General features: G+C 73.7%; 12 protein-coding genes. 6 read left to right on the top strand and 6 right to left on the bottom strand.

Annotated elements, in window-relative coordinates; translation table 11 throughout:
* Nucleotides 1–38: 38 nt before the first annotated feature.
* Nucleotides 39–2,501, top strand: coding sequence for a DUF4127 family protein (locus ACH4T9_RS30620; RefSeq protein ID WP_396674819.1), 2,463 nt, complete (start codon nucleotides 39–41; stop codon nucleotides 2,499–2,501).
* A 306-nt stretch (nucleotides 2,502–2,807) separates the two neighbouring features.
* Nucleotides 2,808–3,260 carry a YbhB/YbcL family Raf kinase inhibitor-like protein gene (locus ACH4T9_RS30615; protein WP_350884662.1) on the top strand — a complete coding sequence of 151 codons (453 nt, stop codon included), beginning with the start codon at nucleotides 2,808–2,810 and terminating at the stop codon, nucleotides 3,258–3,260.
* An 84-nt stretch (nucleotides 3,261–3,344) separates the two neighbouring features.
* On the opposite strand, the gene ACH4T9_RS30610 is transcribed toward ACH4T9_RS30615, so the two are convergent.
* Nucleotides 3,345–4,232 carry a phosphatase PAP2 family protein gene (locus tag ACH4T9_RS30610; RefSeq protein ID WP_396674817.1) on the bottom strand — a complete coding sequence of 296 codons (888 nt, stop codon included), beginning with the start codon at nucleotides 4,230–4,232 and terminating at the stop codon, nucleotides 3,345–3,347.
* An 85-nt stretch (nucleotides 4,233–4,317) separates the two neighbouring features.
* On the opposite strand from ACH4T9_RS30610, the gene ACH4T9_RS30605 reads away from it, so the two are divergent.
* The gene (locus tag ACH4T9_RS30605) at nucleotides 4,318–5,043 is read left to right on the top strand and encodes a DUF3159 domain-containing protein (protein ID WP_396674815.1); all 726 of its coding nucleotides are present in this window, start codon (nucleotides 4,318–4,320) and stop codon (nucleotides 5,041–5,043) included.
* A gap of 303 nt (nucleotides 5,044–5,346) precedes the next feature.
* Here the strand turns inward: ACH4T9_RS30605 and ACH4T9_RS30600 are convergent, their stop codons facing one another.
* The gene (locus ACH4T9_RS30600; RefSeq protein WP_396674844.1) at nucleotides 5,347–8,244 is read right to left on the bottom strand and encodes a glycoside hydrolase family 48 protein; all 2,898 of its coding nucleotides are present in this window, start codon (nucleotides 8,242–8,244) and stop codon (nucleotides 5,347–5,349) included.
* Between the two features lie 906 nt (nucleotides 8,245–9,150).
* On the opposite strand from ACH4T9_RS30600, the gene ACH4T9_RS30595 reads away from it, so the two are divergent.
* Complete coding sequence (locus ACH4T9_RS30595; RefSeq protein ID WP_396674813.1) at nucleotides 9,151–10,635, top strand: GH1 family beta-glucosidase; 1,485 nt, start codon at nucleotides 9,151–9,153, stop codon at nucleotides 10,633–10,635.
* A 106-nt stretch (nucleotides 10,636–10,741) separates the two neighbouring features.
* Here ACH4T9_RS30595 and ACH4T9_RS30590 read toward each other — a convergent pair whose 3' ends face one another.
* The 3 genes from ACH4T9_RS30590 to ACH4T9_RS30580 all read right to left on the bottom strand — a co-directional run bounded on the left by ACH4T9_RS30590 (nucleotide 10,742) and on the right by ACH4T9_RS30580 (nucleotide 15,300).
* Nucleotides 10,742–11,155: a roadblock/LC7 domain-containing protein gene (locus ACH4T9_RS30590; protein WP_387025571.1), complete on the bottom strand. Its 414-nt coding sequence runs from the start codon at nucleotides 11,153–11,155 to the stop codon at nucleotides 10,742–10,744.
* A 5-nt stretch (nucleotides 11,156–11,160) separates the two neighbouring features.
* A complete protein-coding gene (locus tag ACH4T9_RS30585; protein ID WP_396674811.1) occupies nucleotides 11,161–13,791 on the bottom strand; it encodes a nitrate- and nitrite sensing domain-containing protein in 2,631 nt (876 codons plus the stop codon).
* A gap of 96 nt (nucleotides 13,792–13,887) precedes the next feature.
* Nucleotides 13,888–15,300 carry an FGGY family carbohydrate kinase gene (locus ACH4T9_RS30580; protein WP_396674809.1) on the bottom strand — a complete coding sequence of 471 codons (1,413 nt, stop codon included), beginning with the start codon at nucleotides 15,298–15,300 and terminating at the stop codon, nucleotides 13,888–13,890.
* Nucleotides 15,301–15,582: 282 nt separating this feature from the next.
* Here ACH4T9_RS30580 and ACH4T9_RS30575 point away from each other — a divergent pair, with 282 nt between their 5' ends.
* Entirely contained in the window at nucleotides 15,583–17,532 is a 1,950-nt protein-coding gene (locus ACH4T9_RS30575) for a chorismate-binding protein (protein ID WP_396674808.1), read from the top strand.
* Between the two features lie 65 nt (nucleotides 17,533–17,597).
* Here the strand turns inward: ACH4T9_RS30575 and wrbA are convergent, their stop codons facing one another.
* Nucleotides 17,598–18,218 (bottom strand): NAD(P)H:quinone oxidoreductase, encoded by a 621-nt coding sequence (gene wrbA, locus ACH4T9_RS30570; RefSeq protein ID WP_396674806.1) that lies wholly within the window; start codon nucleotides 18,216–18,218, stop codon nucleotides 17,598–17,600.
* Nucleotides 18,219–18,327: 109 nt separating this feature from the next.
* On the opposite strand from wrbA, the gene ACH4T9_RS30565 reads away from it, so the two are divergent.
* Nucleotides 18,328–18,816 (top strand): GNAT family N-acetyltransferase, encoded by a 489-nt coding sequence (locus ACH4T9_RS30565; RefSeq protein WP_396674804.1) that lies wholly within the window; start codon nucleotides 18,328–18,330, stop codon nucleotides 18,814–18,816.
* Nucleotide 18,817: the final 1 nt, after the last annotated feature.

Raw genomic sequence — 18,817 nt, 5'->3', positions numbered from 1 at the left:
GCGCCCTTCATCGCCCATCACCGAACGAGAGAGAACCGATGCGTCGCACCAGACGACTCATACCTCGCGCCCTCAGCATCATCACCACAACCGCGGTCACCCTCACCGTCGCGGTCGCCCTCCCGGGCGCTCCGGCCGCAGCCGCCCGGACGCCGGCCAACCTGGGTCAGCTCGCCGTCGTACCCCTGGACGACCGGCCGTTCACCGCGTACACGCCGGTCGCGGTCGCCGAGGCCGGCGGGCACCAGGCACTGACACCACCGAAGAACCTGCTCGGCGAGTACTTCACCTATGGTCAGGCCGACGCGGTCGGTGCCTGGTTCCGGAAGGCCGCCGCCAGCGCGGACGGCTCGGTCGTCGCGGCCCCGATGCTCGCCTACGGCGGACTCGTCGCCTCCCGGTCCTGCGACACCAGTCTGGCCGAGGCGCGGCGGCGGCTCACCGTGCTGGACGAGGTGAAGCGGAAGAACCCCGACAAGCCCCTCTACGCGTTCGACGTGATCATGCGCCTCACCATCGAGCCGACCAGCAGCTATCCCGGCATGTACTCCGGGCCGATCCGGCGCTGGGCGATTCTGATGGACCAGGTGGAGAACCTCGGGCAGGAGGAGCACCGGGCCGAGTACGAGCAGGTCACCAAGGAGATCCCCGAGGAGATCAGGGCGGACTTCAGCTGTGCCCGGGCTCGGGACCACCAGGTCAACCGGGACATGATCGAACGGGTCGCGAACGGCACCGTCGACTACCTGATCCTCGGCCAGGACGACGCCACCGAGTACGGCCCGCACCGCCTGGAGAAGGCGGGCCTGGCCGCGCTCGCGGCGAAACTCGGGGTCCAGGACCGGGTCAAGATCTACCCGGGCGCGGACATCGTCGGCGCGCTGCTGGTGGCCAAGCACATCACCAAACGGCTCGGCGAATCCCCGACGGTCGACGTCCGGTGGTCCCGTACCCCTGGCGACCAGTGGGTCGCGCCCTACCAGGACGTCCCCTACGCCACCCTGGTCGACGAATACGTGCGTACCCTCGGTGCCCGCCCCTCGGACCGGCCCGACGCCGACATCCTGTTGATGGCGAACACGGCCGGGGGCGGAGACCTGGAACCCTTCGCCGACCAGATCCACGACGCGGTGGCTCGGGGCCGCCTCGTCGCGGTCGGCGACGACGCGGTGGCCGGGAAGGTGGACAGCGAGCTACGTTCGCTGCTCGCCCCCCGGATTCGGTTCGGGGAACTGGCCGGCTGGTCCGGCTGGAACATCGGTCTGTCGATCTCCCAGTCGGTGGTCCGCGCGGCACTGTTGCAGGCGAGCCGGAGCGGACGCCTGCCGGGTTTCCCGGGCAAGTCGAAGGGGCTTCCCTTCCAGAACGCACGCCAGGCCATCCTGCTGGGCGCCGCCACCGCACACGTCGAGTTGACGTTGCAGGAGCTGGCCCACACCGATGTCTACCGAAACCAGGTGCTCAGCCAGGTCCAGGCGTACGCCCGGGACAACGGCGACGATCCGCAGCACATGACGAAGGTGTTCGAGGGCGCCAACCAGATCGCGGTGGAGCGGACCAGGCTGCTGGCCGACCAGCTCTTCGCCGACGAGTTCGCCGGCGCCCCGATCCGAGCCGGCAACAACGGCTGGTACGAGGTGAGCGCGGTCGTGCACCGGCTGAAGTCCTGGGAGATGACGCTGGCCTGGTCGCGCTACCAGGAGCTGGAGGCTTTCCCCACGCTCGTCCTGAGCACCGCCCCCACCGACCGCAGCGCGCTGCTCACCGTCTCGGCCCTGCCCGTGCGAACCACGGTTCGGCCGGACTCGGACGTGGACACCCGGATCACCGCGGTGCTCCGTAACGACGTCGGCATACCGGTGACGGCAAAGCTCGGTGCCGTCGTCCCGCAGGGCTGGGTCAGCCCGGCCCCGGTCGAGGTACGGCTCGCCCCGTTCGCGGTGGTGCAGGTTCCGTTGACCGTGGGGGTCCGACAGCTCGCGGCCGAGCAGAGCGCCACCGTCACGGTCGACGCCCCGCACGGTGTGCTGCCGAGCTGGTTCCGCCCGTTCACCGCGAGCGCCACCACGACCGTCAGCGCGGTGTGGCGCAACGTGGCGCTGGCGTCCGAGGGCGCCACGGCCACCGCGTCGGGCTGGTGGCAGAAGTACGTGCCAGCGCACGTGATCGACGGCAACCAGACCAGCGCCGGTAGTCGCTGGATCACCGACCCGGCCGGCAGCCACTGGCTCCAGGTGGGGTTCGCCGACCCAGAGCTGATCGACACCGTGCAGCTCCACCAGTACGGCGGGTACGAGCTGACCGAGTACCGGATCTCGGGCCTCGTCGACGGCGTCTGGCAGGTGCTCAGCGAGATCACCGGAAACACGACCCAGGTCAGCACGCACACGTTCACGCCGGTCCGCGCAACCGCGGTCCGCCTCGACGTGCTCCGCAGCCGGGACAGTCGGGCGCGGCTCTACGAGATCGAGGTGACCTGCCGGGCCGCCTCCTGCAGCTGACCGTCCGCCCCACCGGGCCCGCGGACCAACTCGACACCGCCGCTCGGCCCAGGTCCGGTTACCGGATGGCTCTCCACCCGGTAACCGGATCGGCGGGCGGCCTGCGGGTCCGCGACGCTCCGGGCGCGGGTGGGGCCGGCGGCTGTCCCCCGCCGGCCCCACCCGTCCAGCTCGGCGGCCTGCTTCGGGTGCCGGGCACGCCACTGCCCAGGCAGGTCGGCTGTCACCAGGCGTCGCCGGGGCAGCCCGTTTCGCGCCGGCCCCGGCGGGTACGCACGCCCCAGACGAGGAGAGGGGCGCCCAGAGATGGCCGGCATCATGCTGCGCAGCACCGCGTTCAACGATCATGACCAGTTGCCCGGACGCTTCGCCCGTGGCGACGCGAACGTCTCGCCGCCGTTGCAATGGGCCGACGTGCCCGACTCGGCGCAGGAGTTGGTGCTGCTCGTCGAGGACCCTGATGCCGGCCGGGAGCCGTTCGTGCACTGGCTGGTCACGGGGATCACGCCGGAAAGCGGCGGGGTGGCCGAGGGCGCGGTGCCCGACGGGGGGCGGGAGTGGCCGAACGGGTTCGGCGCGACCGGCTGGGGTGGCCCGCGCCCGCCGCAGGGCGAGGAGGCACACCGCTACTTCTTCCGCCTGTACGCGCTGGACCGGCCGCTGGAGCTGCCCGCCGAGCCCTCCGCCGGGGAGGTGCACCGGGCGTTGGCCGGCCGGGAGTTGGCCAGCGGCACCATGGTCGGCACCTACCGCCGCTGACCGTGCACCGGCCGTGCGGGCCACCGGCCGTGCGGGCCACCGGCTGTGCGGGCCGGCGGCCGGATGCCGGGTATCGGGCCCGGGTCAGCCCTTGATCCGGGGGACGAGCCGGTGCACGACCGCGAGCAACAGCGCCGCGACGATCGCCATGGTGCCGGCGATGCCCGCGGCGCTGCCCGCGTAGCCGACGAAGAGCGACCGGCGGCCCAGCTGGTCGGGGTCGAGCCGGGGCAGGTCGACCAGCCAGGACAGGGCCAGCGCCGAGCTGACCACGGCCAGTGCGCCGGCCAGGCCGAGCACGACGGCGGCGACGCGGTGGGCGTCGGCCGGTTCCACCTGGGCCTGTTCCCGCTGGGTGACCAGCAGCATCAGCCCGGCCAGCGCCGCCCAGGCCCCGACCACCAGGAACGCCGCCATGGCGTCGCTCGGGCGGTGCCAGCCTGCGGACAGGGTGGCCACCCCGGCGACGGCCGCGTACCCGACGCCGACGAACGCGCCGAGCACCCGCACGTTGCGCGGGAGGACCAGGATCAGCGCCAGGGCCACCGAGGCGGCCACGGCGGTGTGCCCGCTGGGCAGGCTGTTGCCGGCGACGGCCCGTTCGGGGTCGATGCCGTACTCGGGACGGATCAGGAAGTGCTTGAGCAGTTGGGTGGTCACGTTCGCCCCGGCGATCAGCAGGGTGGCCGTGATGGCCAGTGCGACCCGACGCCGGATCAGCGCGATGAAGCCGATCACCGCGGTCGCCACCAGCAGCGACAGGGCCGACATGGTGTTGAGGATGCGGTCCACCGGTGAGGCGATGGTGTCCTGGCCGATCCGGTTGCCGGTCAGCGCCACCGTGTCGACCCACTGGCCGAGCTCGGTGTGCAGGGCTGCGCGCCACACCACGACGAAGGCGGCTGTCTGGGCCAGGGCCAGTACGACCAACCAGACCGCCGTCCAACCTCTCGCCGTCGCACGCACCCGCACACCGTAGCGGCACGCCCGGGAGCGTCTCCCGGTGGCCCGCCGACACTATGGCGCTAGTTTGGGGCGGACCGACAGGAGGTTGCCGGTGACCGTCACACCCGAGCCTGGAGGGCCGTCCACCCGCGGGCCGCGCCCCGACGGCCAGCCGGAGTCGCTCGCGGACCTGCTCGGCGGCCGGCGGGGCGCGGTCGACGCCACGCTGCCGCCGGTGGCGTTCGCGGTCGGCTGGCTGTCCACCGGTCACTCACTGGTCGGCGGGGTGGCCGCCGCAGTGCTGGCCGGGACGGCGGTGGCGGGCTGGCGGCTGCGCCGGGGGGACCGGCCTCGCTCGGTGCTGGTCGGCCTGCTCGCGGTGTGCGTGGCCGCGCTGATCGCGTTGCGCACCGGGCGGGCCGCCGACTTCTTCCTCATCCAACTGCTGTCCAACGCGGCCAGCACGCTGGCCTGGGTCGTCAGCATCGTGGTCCGCTGGCCGCTGCTGGGCGCCGTGGTGGGGGTGGTGCTGCGCCAGCGGGGGCGGTGGCGGCGCGACCCGACGCTGCTGCGGGCGTACTCGCGGGGGAGCTGGGTGTGGGCTGCCACGTACGTGCTGCGGCTTGCGGTCTTCGTGCCGCTCTACCTCGGCGGTCAGGTGGTGGCGCTGGTGGTGGCGCGGGTCGCGCTGACCTGGCCGCTGGTGGCGGCGGCGCTGGCGGTGAGCTGGGTGGTGGTCCGCCGGTCGCTGCCGGCGGGGCATCCGGGGGTGCGGCACCCGGTCACCGTGCCCGGCCCCGCTGCGAGGGGGGCGGAGGCGGGCGGGGCCGAAAGGTGAGGGCCTGGGCCCGGACGTGAAGGGAGAGGCCGCCACGGGGGGAGCGGCCTCTCCGGTGACGTACGTTACTCCGTCGACGACCGTCGCGTGATCCCTCGACGGCCGATTTTCGCGGCGCTTTTTCGCGGCAACTTCGGTTTCGGGCGGTGGGACGGGCCGGCCGGTCCGCTGCGTTGACCGGACGGGCGGCCCGTCCCGGCCTGACCGTGGAAGTCAGGCCGTCCGCCGACCGGGCTCATAGTTCCCCCTGGCCCGGCCGGGCTCCGGGTGGGCGGGCCGCGCCGCCCACCCGGAGGACCTGGGTCACCCGTTCGGGAACAGGTTCCCGTAGTCGGCGTACGCCATGGCGACGTCGGCCTGGGCCCAGAACCGGTGGTAGTTGAACGTCGGCTCCGCGCCGCCGTTCAGGTACGCCTGCACCTTCGGCCAGTCGGGGTCGTTCTTGTAGAACGACCGGATGTCGAGGAAGCTCTTGCCGGCGGCGATGGCGTCGCCGTTGGGCATCTTCCCGGTCCAGCCCGGCGGGACGTAGAGGCCCTGGCCGTCGGCGGCGTTGTAGACGTCGTCGAAGCGCTTGTAGTCGCCGCGCTTCTCCGGCATCGAGACGCCCTTGGCGTCGCTGGCCGCGTACAGCGCGTCGAGCAGGCCCTTGGCGGTGGTCTTGGCCGCCGCGTTGCCGGACTTCGCGGCGTACGCGATCAGGGTCCGGGCGTAGGCGGCGGCGACGCCGACGTCCTGGCCCTTGACGGTGACCTCGACGTGCAGGTTGGTGTTGGGCTGCGGGCTGGCCGGGTTCCAGTTGGTGGGCTGGCCGGTCCACTTCATGTCCGACGGGATCGACCAGTTGGCGCCCACCGTGGTGTTGGCGATCGCCCACGGCACCCACTTGTCCAGCAGGGCCTTGGCCTTGGCGTTGCCGGTCTCCAGGTACAGCTCGGCGATCCGCTGCATCGACCACGCCTGCATGCCGAACCACTGGTTCGACGGCGGGTCGTTGTAGACCGGGTCGACGTCGTAGAACATGCCGTAGAAGGTGGCGGTGCCGGCCGGCGGGGTGCCGTAGTTGCCGTCCCAGCTGTTGGTGGCGCCGCCGGCGATGCCGCCCTCGGCGGACTGGAGCCAGGTGTAGAACTCCAACTGCCGGTCGAGGCTCTTCTGCCAGTCCGCGACGGCGGTCGGGGACTGCGGCTTGAGCTCGGCCACGTTGGTCAGCGCCCAGGCCGCGAACGGGTTCTGGTAGCCGAAGTGGTTGTGGCTGGAGCCGATCCGCCACGACCAGTTCTGGTTGGCCTCGTACGCGCCGCCCCAGGCGTAGTACCAGGACATCAGGTAGTGCGCCGAGTCCTTGCCGGTGCCGGCCGGGCAGGCGCTGGCGCCGACGCAGTTGCCGATCTTCTTGAAGTACTTGTCGAACATCGCGTACCGCAGGTAGTCACCCATCTTCGCGGCCTTGGCCACGGTGGCGGCGACGTCGGCCTGCTTGCCCTGCGCCTTGGCCCAGGTCAGGGCCCAGTACGCGGCCTGCACGGCGCGGGCGTCCGCGTCGGGGGCGTTGGTGTACTTCCACTGCTTGGCGGGGGCGTTGGCCTCCTTGACGAACAGGTCGAGGTAGCCGTACTGGCCGCCGTGCTTGAACGTGTCGCAGGACGGCTGCGGCACGGTCTCCCACACCGACTCCTGGGTGCCCCGCTGGAAGGTGTTGATGTACGCCGGCCTGGTGGTGCCGTCGCCGCAGCGGCCGAAGCCGTAGGTGTTGTCGACGTCCAGCAGCCAGTGCATGCCGTAGATGTCACCGGTGCCGTAGGTGCTCTGCAGCTCCGAGCGCAGCGGGTCCGCACCGACCGGGACGTTCGGCTGGAGCTGCGACGGGTACTGGTTGGGCAGCGGCCACTCCGCGGCGTACTGCGGGGTGCCCGCGGCGCCGGCGGTCGCCTGGTCGGCGTGCGACGGGATGATGTACTTCTCCATCACCGTCCAGGAGTTGTTGAACGGGGCCCAGTTCTGGGTGACCCGGCCGTACTGGGCCTCCAGCCACAGCCAGAAGCTGAACGCCTCGGACGTGGTCTCGTGGCCGTGGTCGGGCGCCTCGACGATCAGCGTCTCGATCGAGTGGTAGGGCACGCCCTCGGCGCTGAAGTAGCCCGAGTTCTTGATCTTGCCGTACTGGTCGAGGAAGCGCTTGATGTAGGCGTTGTCCCCGCCGGGGGTGTCGTTGTCGATCTCCGTGGCGGTGACGGCCAGGGGGGCGACGCCGGTGCCGGAGGCGGTGATGGTGGCCGTGCCCCCGACGGTGTCGGCGTCCTCCGCCGCGGCCACGGTGACGGTTGCGCCGGTGTTCCAGTTGGCGGGCGTCAAAGTGACCGAGGCCGGCGTGACGGTGATGTCGGCGTCGCCGGTGCGGGCGAGCGTCACCGGCACGTTGGCCGTCGGCGCCGCGCTGAGCTTGAGGTTGAACGTGGCGGTGCCGCCCTCGCTCACGCTGACCGCGGACGGGGTGGCCACCAACCTCGGGCCGGAGGCCGCGGTGACGGTGAACGCCTTCTCGTCGACGGCGATGCCGTTGGCGTTGTCGTAGGCCTTGGCCTGGACGGTGTAGCTGCCGGCCGGCAGGTCCTCCAGGGTGTAGCCGTACGGGGCGGTGGTGTCGGTGTTGACCAGCAGGCCGTTGCGGTAGAACTCGACCTTGCTGATCGTCCCGTCCTGGTCGCTGGCGGTGGCGGTCAGCGGCACGTCCGCCGGGGCCTCGAACGGGCCGGCCGGCACGCCGAGGGACACCGTCGGCGGCTTGTTGGCGGGGGTGCCGTTGCAGGTGACGCCGTTGAGGGTGAACGCGGTGGGCTTCGGGTTGCTGCCGGAGTAGCTGCCGTTGAAGCCGATGGTCGTCGACGCCCCGGTGCCGAGGCTGCCGTTGTACGACTCGTTGGTCGCGGTCACCTCGCTGCCGGTCTGGCTGTACTTCGCCGACCAGCCCTGGGTCACCTTCTGGCTGCTGTTGGGGAACGTCCACTTGAGCGCCCAGCCGTTGATGGCGTCGCCCAGGTTCTTGATGGTGACGTTGGCGGTGAAGCCGCTGCCCCAGTCGTTGGTGGCGTAGACCACGTCGCAGGCCGGGGCGGCCTGCGCGGCGCCGGCCGGCAGGGCGACCCCGCCGACGGCCAACGTGGCGGCGGCGAGCATCGCCGTCCGGCGACGTCTTGCCATGAGTCTCATGTGCGCGGTGTCTCCTCGGACCAGGCCGGGGCGCGGGGCCCCGGCGGGAGCGCCTCCACGTGCGGGTCGCACGGGGGGACGGAGGTGCTCGGGATGGTGGTCGATCCGGCCCGGCCGGGTTCGGTACGGGGCGTCGGCGCTGGCAGACAACGGCCGTACGTCCTGTCGGGTGCCGTCCGGTGACCGGATGCCCTCGGCGACCCACGCTCACGCGAGCTGGCTCCTCGTCGCGGTAGGTCGACAGTCTGGCATGGAAGCGCTCCCACAACAAGGAGCCACCAGGGAGAAGTAGGTAGATGTTTCGATCTCGTTTTGGGTCTTTCACAAACCCGTGACGGGCGTTACAGTCGCTTCATCCCCGATGGGAGCGCTTCCATCGATGGAGATCCACCGAAGATGTTGACCGGGGTCGTCGTGCCCGCGACGTTCCCGGGACACTGCCCGAAGGCTGACGGCGGGCCAGCCCGGACGCCGCCGCCAGCCACCACCCACCGGCAATGGAGGGAGGTGGAACCAGAGCCACTCGCGTGGCCCGGCTCCCGCGCGACACGCACGGCAGGACGCCAATTCCACTCGTGCGTGTTTGCATCGAAGGTGGGGACGGGGGTTGCCCTCCCCCGTCCCCACACTAAACCCCCCGCCACGATGGGAAAAGAGGCCGACGGGTCAGGCGTGCCACGCCGCCCGGCCGGCCTCGCTCGCTATCGGCCCACACCCGCGCGCCCCGACCGTCGCCCGCAGCGCCCCACTTGGCGCGTCCGCGCGACCGGCCGCGCGCCAAACCATTCCGCACAGCAGAGCCGACCCGGCGCAGTGGGGTCGGCCGCCCCCGCCTGCCCTATGCTGGGAGCGCTCCCGGCCGGTTGCGGCGGGCACCCACCACAAGGAGAAGGCCCCATGTCGATGCTCAGCCGCCCCGCACTCTCCGCCACCGCCGGGACCACCGGCGCCGGCCCGCGCGCCGGCGGCCCCGCCTCCGCCGACGCCGCGCCCGCCGGCAGCCCGGCCGCCGGCAGCGGAACCGGGTCGGACCCCGACACCGACCCGACCGACCGGCCCCGGGGCGCGCTGCGCTTCCCGACCGGTTTCGGCTGGGGCGCGGCCACCTCGGCCTACCAGATCGAGGGCGCCGCCAAGGAGGACGGCCGGGGCGAGTCCGTCTGGGACACCTTCAGCCGCACCCCTGGCCGCACCCGCAACGGCGACACCGGCGACGTGGCCGCCGACCACTACCACCGCTACGCCGACGACCTCGACCTGATGCGCGACCTGGGGCTGCGCAGCTACCGGTTCTCCATCTCCTGGCCGCGCATCCAGGCCGACGGCGCCGGCGCGGTCAACCAGCGCGGCCTCGACTTCTACCGCCGGCTGGTCGACGGGCTGCACGAGCGGGGCATCTCGCCGATGGCCACCCTGTTCCACTGGGACCTGCCGCAGGCGTTGCAGGACGCCGGCGGCTGGGAGAACCGGGACACCGCGTACCGGTTCGCCGAGTACGCCGAGGCGGTCTTCCGGGGCCTCGGCGACCAGGTGCCGGTCTGGCTGACCATCAACGAGCCGAAGACCGTGGTGCAGAACGGCTACCTGATCGGGCACCACGCCCCCGGCTTCCAGGACCCGCAGGCGGCGTACCTGGTCGCCCACCACCTCCAGCTCGCCCACGGGCTGGCCGTGCGGGCGCTGCGCGCCACCGGCAGCGCCGGCCGGATCGGTCCCGCGCTCAACCTGCACCCCTGCTACGCCGCCGACGACAGCCCCGAGGCCGCCCGCGCCGCGCGCCTCTACGACGGGTACGAGAACCGCCTCTACCTCGACTCGATCCTCAAGGGCAGCTATCCCACCGACGTGCTCGACGACCTCGGCGCCGACAGCCGGCTGGCCCGAGGCGTCGCCGACGGCGATCTGGAGATCATCTCCTCGCCCATCGACCTGCTCGCGGTGCAGTACTACACCCCGTACTACCTCACCGGCGACAGCGCGACGGTCACGCGCTGGCCCACCTCGCAGGCGGACTGGCAGCAGATCTACCCGGACGGCATGTACGACATCCTGACCCGGGTCACCCGCGACTACGGACCCCTCCCGCTGACCGTCACCGAGAACGGCCTGCCGCAGGCGGACACCCTCTCCGCCGACGGCACGGTCGACGACGCCGGGCGGATCAGCTTCCTGCGCGACCACATCGCCGCCGCGCACCGGGCCGTCTCCGACGGGGTGCCGCTGGAGAGTTACCACGTCTGGTCACTGCTCGACAACTTCGAGTGGGCCGAGGGGTACGACCAGCGCTGGGGCCTGGTCTACGTGGACTACCCCACCCAGCGCCGGGTGCCCAAGCGCAGCGCGCACTGGTACCGCGAGGTGATCCGGGCCAACGGCCTTTAGCCCGACCGCGTCCCACCCGGGCGGGCGTGGCACGGCCGCGCCCGCCCGGGTGGTGTCCGGTGGTCGCGTCGTCCCGGCCCCGTCGGGCGGGGCCGGGACGACGTGGTCAGCGGGGCAGCGCCTGCTGGAGTTCGGCCCGCAGCGCCGGAGTGAGCATCTCACCGGTCTGCTTGGCCAGCCGGGCCATCTCGTAGCCGACCACGCCGATGTCGGCGTCCCCGGCCGCCAGGGTGGCCAGGATCGAGCCGTCGCGGACCTGCATCACCAGGAAGTACCCGCGGCCCATCTCCACCACCGTCTGCTTGACGATGTCGTCGTCGAACATCTGCGCCGCCCCGGCGGCGATGCTCATCAGGCCCGAGGTGACCGCGGCGAGCTTGTCGGCGTTGTCGCGGGGCAGGTGGTCGGAGATCGCCACCAGCAGCCCGTCGGACGAGACCACGATCGCGTGCGCCACCCCGGGCACCCGCTCCGCGAACCCGCTCACCAGCCAGCTCAGGTCCCGGGCTTCCTGGCTCAACGTCATCACTGTTGTCCCCCTTCGGTGCTCCCGCCGGCCGGCGGCAGGATGATCTCGGTGGTCTCCTCAGCCTCGGCCCGCCGCACCCCGCTGTAAAGCCGGGACAGCATTCCGCCGACGGCTTCCGGGTCCGGGTCGTGCCGTGGAGTCGGCTCCTGCGGCCGGGCGGCCCGCGTCACAGCGGACAGCTGCGCCATCGGCACCCGCACCGGCAGGCCGCGCTCGTTGGTGCCCCCGGTGACCGGGACCGCCGGGGGCGCCGGGGTCGCCGGGGCGGAGCCCGGGGCCGGGCCCTCCCGCGACCACCAGCCGCCCCCCGCGTCCGCGGGCACCCCGGCGGCCGGGGCGAGCACGTCATCCGCCCGCACCGGGACCGGCCGGGACTGCCGCGGCACGGTCACGCGTCGCGGCGGGCGACCGGCCACCGGCGGCTCGCCCGGCCCCGCCGGGCCGCCGTCGCCGGCCCGGCCCGCGGCGGTGCCGCCCGGCTGAGCGGACCCGGCGGCACCGGCGAAGCCGACCCGCGCGGACCCCGCAACGCCGTTCCGCGCGGCAGCGACCCCACCCGGGCGCGCCGTCGGGGTCAGCGCGGTGGTCAGCATCCGCCGCGACGGCGGCGGGTCGAGCTGGACCGGCGGGGCGTCGGTGAGCAGGGCCGCCGGAATCCGGACCAGGGCCACCAGGCCGTCCTCGCGGGGGTGCAGGCGCACCTGCACCGCGTGCCGGGCGGCCAGGTGGCTCACCACGAACAGGCCCATCCGCTCGGACGCCGCGACGTCGGCTGCCGGCGGGGACGCCAGCACCTCGTTCGCCTCGGCCAGCGCGGCCGGGCTCATCCCCAGCCCCCGGTCGGTCAGCTCCACCAGGGCGCCGGGGCCCTCGGATCGGGCGGCGACGAACACGACGGTGTCCGGCCGAGAGAACGCGGTGGCGTTCTCCAGCAGCTCGGCGAACAGGTGCACCAGGTCGCCGATGACGTGCCCGACGACGTGCAGGTCGGCCACCTGTCCGCGGTGTACCCGCTGGTAGTGCTCGATCTCGGCGCTCGCGGCCAGCAGCACGGCGGCGAGACTCACCGGGCGGTTCCACCGCCGGGTCGACTCGCTGCCGGCAAGCACCAGCAGGCTCTCGTCGTTACGCCGCAGCCGGGCGGCGAGGTGGTCGAGCCGGAACAGGTTCTCCAGTTGGTCCGGGTCGCTCTCGTCGCGTTCCAGGCCGTCGAGGAGGTCGAGCTGCCGCTCCACCAGCACCTGGCTGCGCCGGGCCAGGTTGACGAACATCAGGTTGACGTTGCGACGCATGGTCGCCTGCTCCACCGCGACGCTGACCGCGCTGCGGTGCACCGCGACGAACGCCTCGGCCAGCTCGCCGATCTCGTCCAGCGAGCGGACCACCGCCGGCGGCACCTCGATGTCGGACACCCCGCTGTTGACCTGCCGCAGCTGGTCGAGGGCGTCGGGCAGGTCGATCTGGGCGATCCGCAGCGCCTGGCCACGAAGCAACCGCATCGAGCGGGCGACGGACCGCCCGACCACCACCGAGATCAGCAGGGCGACCAGCAGCACCGTGCCGATCCCGCCGACCACCAGCAGGGTGGTCCGCAACTGCTCGGACCTGGCGTCATCGGCCCGGGTCACCGCGTCGCCGAGGACGCCGACCTCCAACTGTCGCAGCCGATCCTGGCGCTGCCCGCTGGCCACCCACCACTGCGGCGCGTTCAGCGCCCGCGGCACGGCGCCGCCACTGGGCAGGCTCTGCTCCTCCAGCTTCGTGGCGGCGGCGAGGGCCGGCTCCGCCGAGGCCGCGTCGTACCGGCGGATCTGGTCGGCGGTGGCGGCCACCCGGAACGCGCCGAGGGCGGTGAGCTGCTGGGCCCGCAGGTCGGTCAGCTTGACCTGCTCCGCCACTCCGTACCGGCCGGCGCGGGCGGCGGCGTAGAGCTCGGCTCGGGCCCGGGAGGACAACTCCTTGACCCGGGCGAGCTGGACGTAGCGCAGCACGCTGTCGTTGAGCACCCGCTGGCCCTCGCCCGGCGAGGGCTGGGCGAGCAGGGTCAGCAGCGCGTCGACCGCCCGGTGGTAGTTGCCGAGGACGGCGTCGCCGCCCAGCACCGCCGGGGGCACGGCCGCCCGGATGTAGATCACCTGGTCGTACGCCTCCAGCGCCTGCGAGTAGGCGATCTGCCAGGCGGCGTCGGCGTCGGCCAGCGGGCCGGCCGCCCGCCGCAGCTCCCGCACTGCGGCGTCGCTGGCGGCATGCAACGGCCGCAGCGCGGCGATCGCGGCGTCCCGGTCGGCCCGGCCGCCGACCCGGCGCAGCTCGGCCAGCTCACCGGCGGTGCGGTCGCGTTCCTGTTGGAGCTGGTGCACCACGGCGGTGATCTCCCGGCCGATGCCGACCTGCCGGGCGAAGTCGCTCAGCGTGGTGGTCTGCCCGACCAGCCCCCGGGTCTGCACCCCGGCCAGCACCAGGAACGCCACCGAGGGAATGACGAGCACCGTGGCGAGCTTGGTCCCCATCCGCCAGTCCCGCAGCCGAAACGGCGAGCGGCGGCGGTGCGGCACGACGCGGACGTCGAACCGGCGCCGACTGTGGTTGGACACCCCACTCCCGGCCGGGTCGGGACCTACGCCCACACATGCCTCCTAGGCCCTCGCGTCCGCCGCATCGGGGAGCGGGGTCCATCCAACCAGCCAAGCCGCCGCTGTCAACGGGCTCACCTGAGCAGAAGCTCAGGAAGGATACCGAGGGCCGCGCGGAGCTGACGGGGTCGGTGAGGGCACCTCATCCGTCCGGCCGATGTCGCGGAGCGCCACCGGCTCGTCCAGCCGGCCCAGCGCCACCCGGGCCGCGCCGGTCGCGCCGATCTCCGGGTCGGGCCGGTAGCGCACCCGGCGAGGTGCCAGGACGGCCGCGAACGACTCCCGCCACCACTCGGACGCGGCCAGCGCGCCGCCGCCCAGCACCACCTCGACCGGACCGTCCACGGTGGACTCCAGCTCGGCCAGGTCGGTGGCGACCAGCTGGCAGATCCCGGACATCAGTCCGGCGAGGATGTCGACCGCGCCGGTGCCGAGGCTCAGCCCGCGCAGCTCGCCAGCGCCGGCCGGGGCGTGCCCGGGCGGCCGGTCGCCGCCGAAACGCGGGTTGGCCGACACCCCGCCGCCCGGGGCGATCCGGGCCAGCGCGGCGTCCAGTTCGGCGCCCTCGGGCAGCCGCAGCTCCCGCCCGGCCCAGGCGAACAGGTTGCCCCCGCTGGAGTACGCCGCCCCGGTGACCACGTGGTCGTAGTCGACCCGGTACCGCCACAGCCCGGCGGGCAGCGGCGGCAGCTCCGCGCCGGCCGGCATGGCCTGGACCAGCCGGACGGCTGCGGACGTGCCGACGGTCACCGCCGCCCGGCCCGGGCCCACCGCGCCGGAGCCGACGTTCGAGGCGGCCCCGTCCCCCACCGGCGCAGCCCAGGCCGCGTCGGCGAGCTGCGGCCAGCGGCGGCCGTGCTCCCGCCGCAGCCGGCCCCGCCAACCGTCGGGGGCCAGCTCGGGCAGCTCCCCCGGGCCCACGCCGGCCAGCTCGCACGCCTCGGCGTCCCAGGTCAGCGAGCCCAGGTCGAGCAGCCCGGTGCCGGAGGCCTCGGACACCGACATCGGGGCCGCGTCGAGCAGTGCGCCGAGCACGAACTCGACCAGGCCGACGAAGCGGGCCGGCGGGGTCGAGGTGCGCTCCCGCAGCCAGGGCAGCCGGACCGACCAGTAGCAGCGGTGCCACCAGGTGCCGGTGCGCCGGTGGTAGGCGGCCTCGTCGGCCGGGCCGGTCGCGCCGGCCGGGGGCGCCGGGCGGGTGTCCAGCCAGGTGAGCACCGGACCGAGCGGCTCGCCGGCCCGGTCCACCGGCAGCACCGAGTGCCACTGGGCGGAGACGGCGACCAGCCCGACGTCGCGCAGGTGACCGCCGGCGGCCAGCTCGTCCAGGCATTCGACGAGGCAGGCCAGGTAGGTGGGGCCGTCCAGGGTGCCGGTGCCGTCGTCGTCGACGGTGAGGTGCACCTTGCGGCGGGCGAGGGCGCCGGACCGCGGGGTCGCGCCGGTGTCCAGCACGAGACCCCGCACCGAGGAGGTGCCCAGGTCGAGGGCGAGGATGTCCATCGTCGATCACCGTACCCGGCGGCCGGCCCGGCGGCCCGGCGGTCCGCGTCGCCGCAGGTGACCGCCGCCCGGTCCCGTACCCCGGGATCGGGTTCCGGGCGCGCGGCGGCGCGCGTAGGGTGATCGCATGCCCGCGCACCTGACCTGCTGGTGGCCCGCCGACCCGGCGGCCCACCCCCGCGCGTAGCTTCCCACGCGGCCGCCCGACAAGGCGGTCGCCGGTTCTCTCCCCCGGCCCAGGGCCGCCCCGACGGCGACGCCCGGCCAACAGGAGAAACCCCGATGACCAGTCCGCACGACCTGCTCGCCGCCGTCACCCGCGGCGTCGACCCCGGCCCCTTCGCGCTCGTGCGCCGCGAGGGCGCCGACCATCTGGAGCTTTTCACCGGCACGGTACGCCCCGTCGACCGGCTCGCCGACGTCCCGCTGCCCGACGGGCCGCCCGGCCCCCGCACCCTGGCGCTGGTGCCCTACCGGCAGGTCACCGAGCGCGGGTTCGACTGTGTGGACGACGGCACCCCGCTGGAGTGCCTGGAGATCGCCGGGCACACCCGGCTGCCCCTGGCCGACGCGCTCGCCGCCCTGCCCGACGTCCCGGTGGCCACCGCCGACGCCGGGTTCGACATCGCCGACGCCGAGTACGCCGACATCGTCGCCCGGGTGCTCGCCGAGGAGATCGGCCGGGGCGAGGGGGCGAACTTCGTCGTCCACCGCGCCCTGCGGGCCACCGTGCAGGGTTCCCCGCTGGTCGCCGCCCTGGCCGCGCTGCGCCGGCTGCTGCTGCGCGAGCGGGGCGCGTACTGGACGTTCGTGGTGCACACCGGGACTCGGATCCTGGTCGGGGCCAGCCCGGAGCGGCACGTCAGCGTCGACGACGGGCTGGTCATGATGAACCCGATCAGCGGCACCTTCCGGCACGGCGGGACGGCGGACCGGGCGGCGCTGCTGCGCTTCCTCACCGACCCGAAGGAGGTCGACGAGCTGTACATGGTGCTCGACGAGGAGCTGAAGATGATGGCCCGCGTCGCCGAGCGCGGCGGACAGGTCGTCGGCCCGTACCTCAAGGAGATGTCCCACCTGGCGCACACCGAGTACCTGCTGGCCGGGCGGGGCCGCCTGGACGTGCGGGAGGTGCTGCGGGAGACGATGTTCGCCCCCACCGTCACCGGCAGCCCGATGGAGAACGCCTGCCGGGTGATCGCCCGGCACGAGACGACCGGGCGACGCTACTACGCCGGGGTGCTGGCCCTGCTGGGCCGCGACGACGCCGGCCGGCAGACCCTGGACGCGCCGATCCTGATCCGGACCGCCGAGATCTCCCCCGCCGGCGAACTGCGGGTGCCGGTCGGGGCGACCCTGGTGCGCCACTCCACGCCCTCCGGCGAGGTGGCCGAGACCCACGCGAAGGCCGCCGGGGTGCTGGCCGCCCTCGGCCTGCGCCCCGACGCCCCCGACCCGGGCCCCGGCCCGGTGGAGCGGCTCGCCGACGACCCGGAGGTACGGGCGGCGCTGGCCGCCCGCAACGCCCCACTGGCCCGGTTCTGGCTGGACCAGCGGCCCACGGGGTCGGTGGCGCTGGCCGGGCTCGCCGGCCGCCGGGCGCTGATCGTGGACGGCGAGGACACCTTCACGGGCATGCTCGCCCACCAGCTACGCGCCCTCGGGCTGGCCGTCGAGCTGTCCCCGTGGCAACGCGCCGCCACCGACGGGTACGACCTGGTGGTGGCCGGCCCCGGCCCGGGTGACCCGCGGGCGGTGGACGAGCCGAAGATGGCCGCCCTGCGCGGCCTGCTCACCGGGCGGCTCGCCGTCGCCGCCCCCACCCTGGCCGTGTGCCTGAGCCACCAGCTCCTGGCCGGGCTGCTGGGGCTGCCGCTGCGCCGCCGGGACGCGCCCTACCAGGGGTTGCAGCGGGACGTCACGGTGTTCGGCACCAACCGGCGGGTCGGGTTCTACTCCACCTTCACCCCCGTCGCCGACGCCGACCGGGTGGCCACCGCGTACGGGCCGGTGGAGCTGTCCCGGGACCCCGTCGATTACGCGGTGCACGCGCTGCGCGGGCCCGGCTTCGCCGGCGTGCAGTTCCACCCCGAGTCGGTGCTCAGCCGCGACGGCCTGGCGGTGCTGGCGGACCTGCTCGGACACCTGCTGTCGGTGCCACCGGGTCGCTCGCCGGCCGACGCGCACCCGACGCCGGCCGGTTCCGCGCCCGGACCCGCCGACCGGGGGTAGGGATGCCGGCGACCGGTGGCCGGACGAAGGTCTACGTCCGGCCACCGGTCGCCGGACGAGAGGGGTCAGCCGGCGGCCATGCCCTTCTTCAGCGCCGCGCCGATCCGCACCGCCCGCTTCGCGGTCAGCGCCGTCGCGCCGAGCGCCACGGAGTCCGGGGCCACCTCGCCGTTGTTGCTGGTGTGCGAGGCGCCGTACGGGTTGCCGGCGACGAACTGGCTCGGGTCGGTGTAGCCGGGGGTGACCACGACGCCGCCCCAGTGGTAGAAGACCGTCAGCAGCGACAGCAGCGTGGACTCCTGCCCGCCGTGCGTGGTCGCCGTCGAGGTGAACGCGGAGTAGACCTTGTCGGCCAGCGCGCCCTGCGCCCACAGCGGGCCGGTGGTGTCGATGAACTGCTTGAGCTGCGCGGCGACCATGCCGTACCGGGTCGGCGAGCCGAAGATCACCACGTCGGCCCAGGACAGGTCGTCGGGCTCGGCCTCCATGACCTCCTGGGTCTCCAGGCGGTGCGCCTGCCACCCCGAGTTGGAGCGGATCGCCTCGTCCGGGGCCAGCTCACGCACCTTGCGCAGGCGGACCTCCGCACCGGCCTCCCCGGCGGCCTCGGCAGCCGCAACCGCCATCTGGTACGTGATGCCGGTCGCGCTGTAGTAGATCACCGCGACCTTGATCTGGCCGTCCATCAGATGTTCCTCTCCTCGATTAAGGTCAGCTCCCGCGCCTACCCGTTCCTTTCGGCGTCAAACGTCGGGCCGGTGCCGCCGCCGGCCCGCGCGCTGGCATGCTCGACGCATGCCGATCAGGGAGGCCACCACCGCCGACTGGCCCGAGATCTGGCCGTTCCTGCGCCGGATCGTGGCCGCCGGTGAGACGTACACCTGGCCCCGGGACGTCGACGAGGCGACCGCCCGGCGGCTGTGGCTGCCCGGCCCGCCCGCCCGCGCGGTCGTCGCCGTCGACGACGCCGGGACGGTGCTGGGGACGGCGAAGCTGGCCCCCAACCAGCTCGGCCCCGGCGACCACGTGGCCAACGCGAGCTTCATGGTCTCCCCGGCCGCCGCCGGGCGCGGGGTGGGCCGGGCGCTGGGCGTGCACGTGCTGGACCTGGCCCGGGCCGAGGGCTACCGGGCGATGCAGTTCAACGCGGTGGTGGCCGGCAACGAGCCGGCGGTGGCGCTGTGGCGGTCCCTCGGCTTCGCGGTGGTCGGCCGGATCCCCGAGGGCTTCCGGCACCCGAGCCGGGGGTACGTCGACCTGCTCGTCATGCACCGCCGGCTCTGAC

This window comes from Micromonospora sp. NPDC020750, assembly GCF_044334565.1.
Lineage (GTDB): Bacteria > Actinomycetota > Actinomycetes > Mycobacteriales > Micromonosporaceae > Micromonospora.
This window is presented reverse-complemented; position numbering and strand designations above follow the sequence as displayed.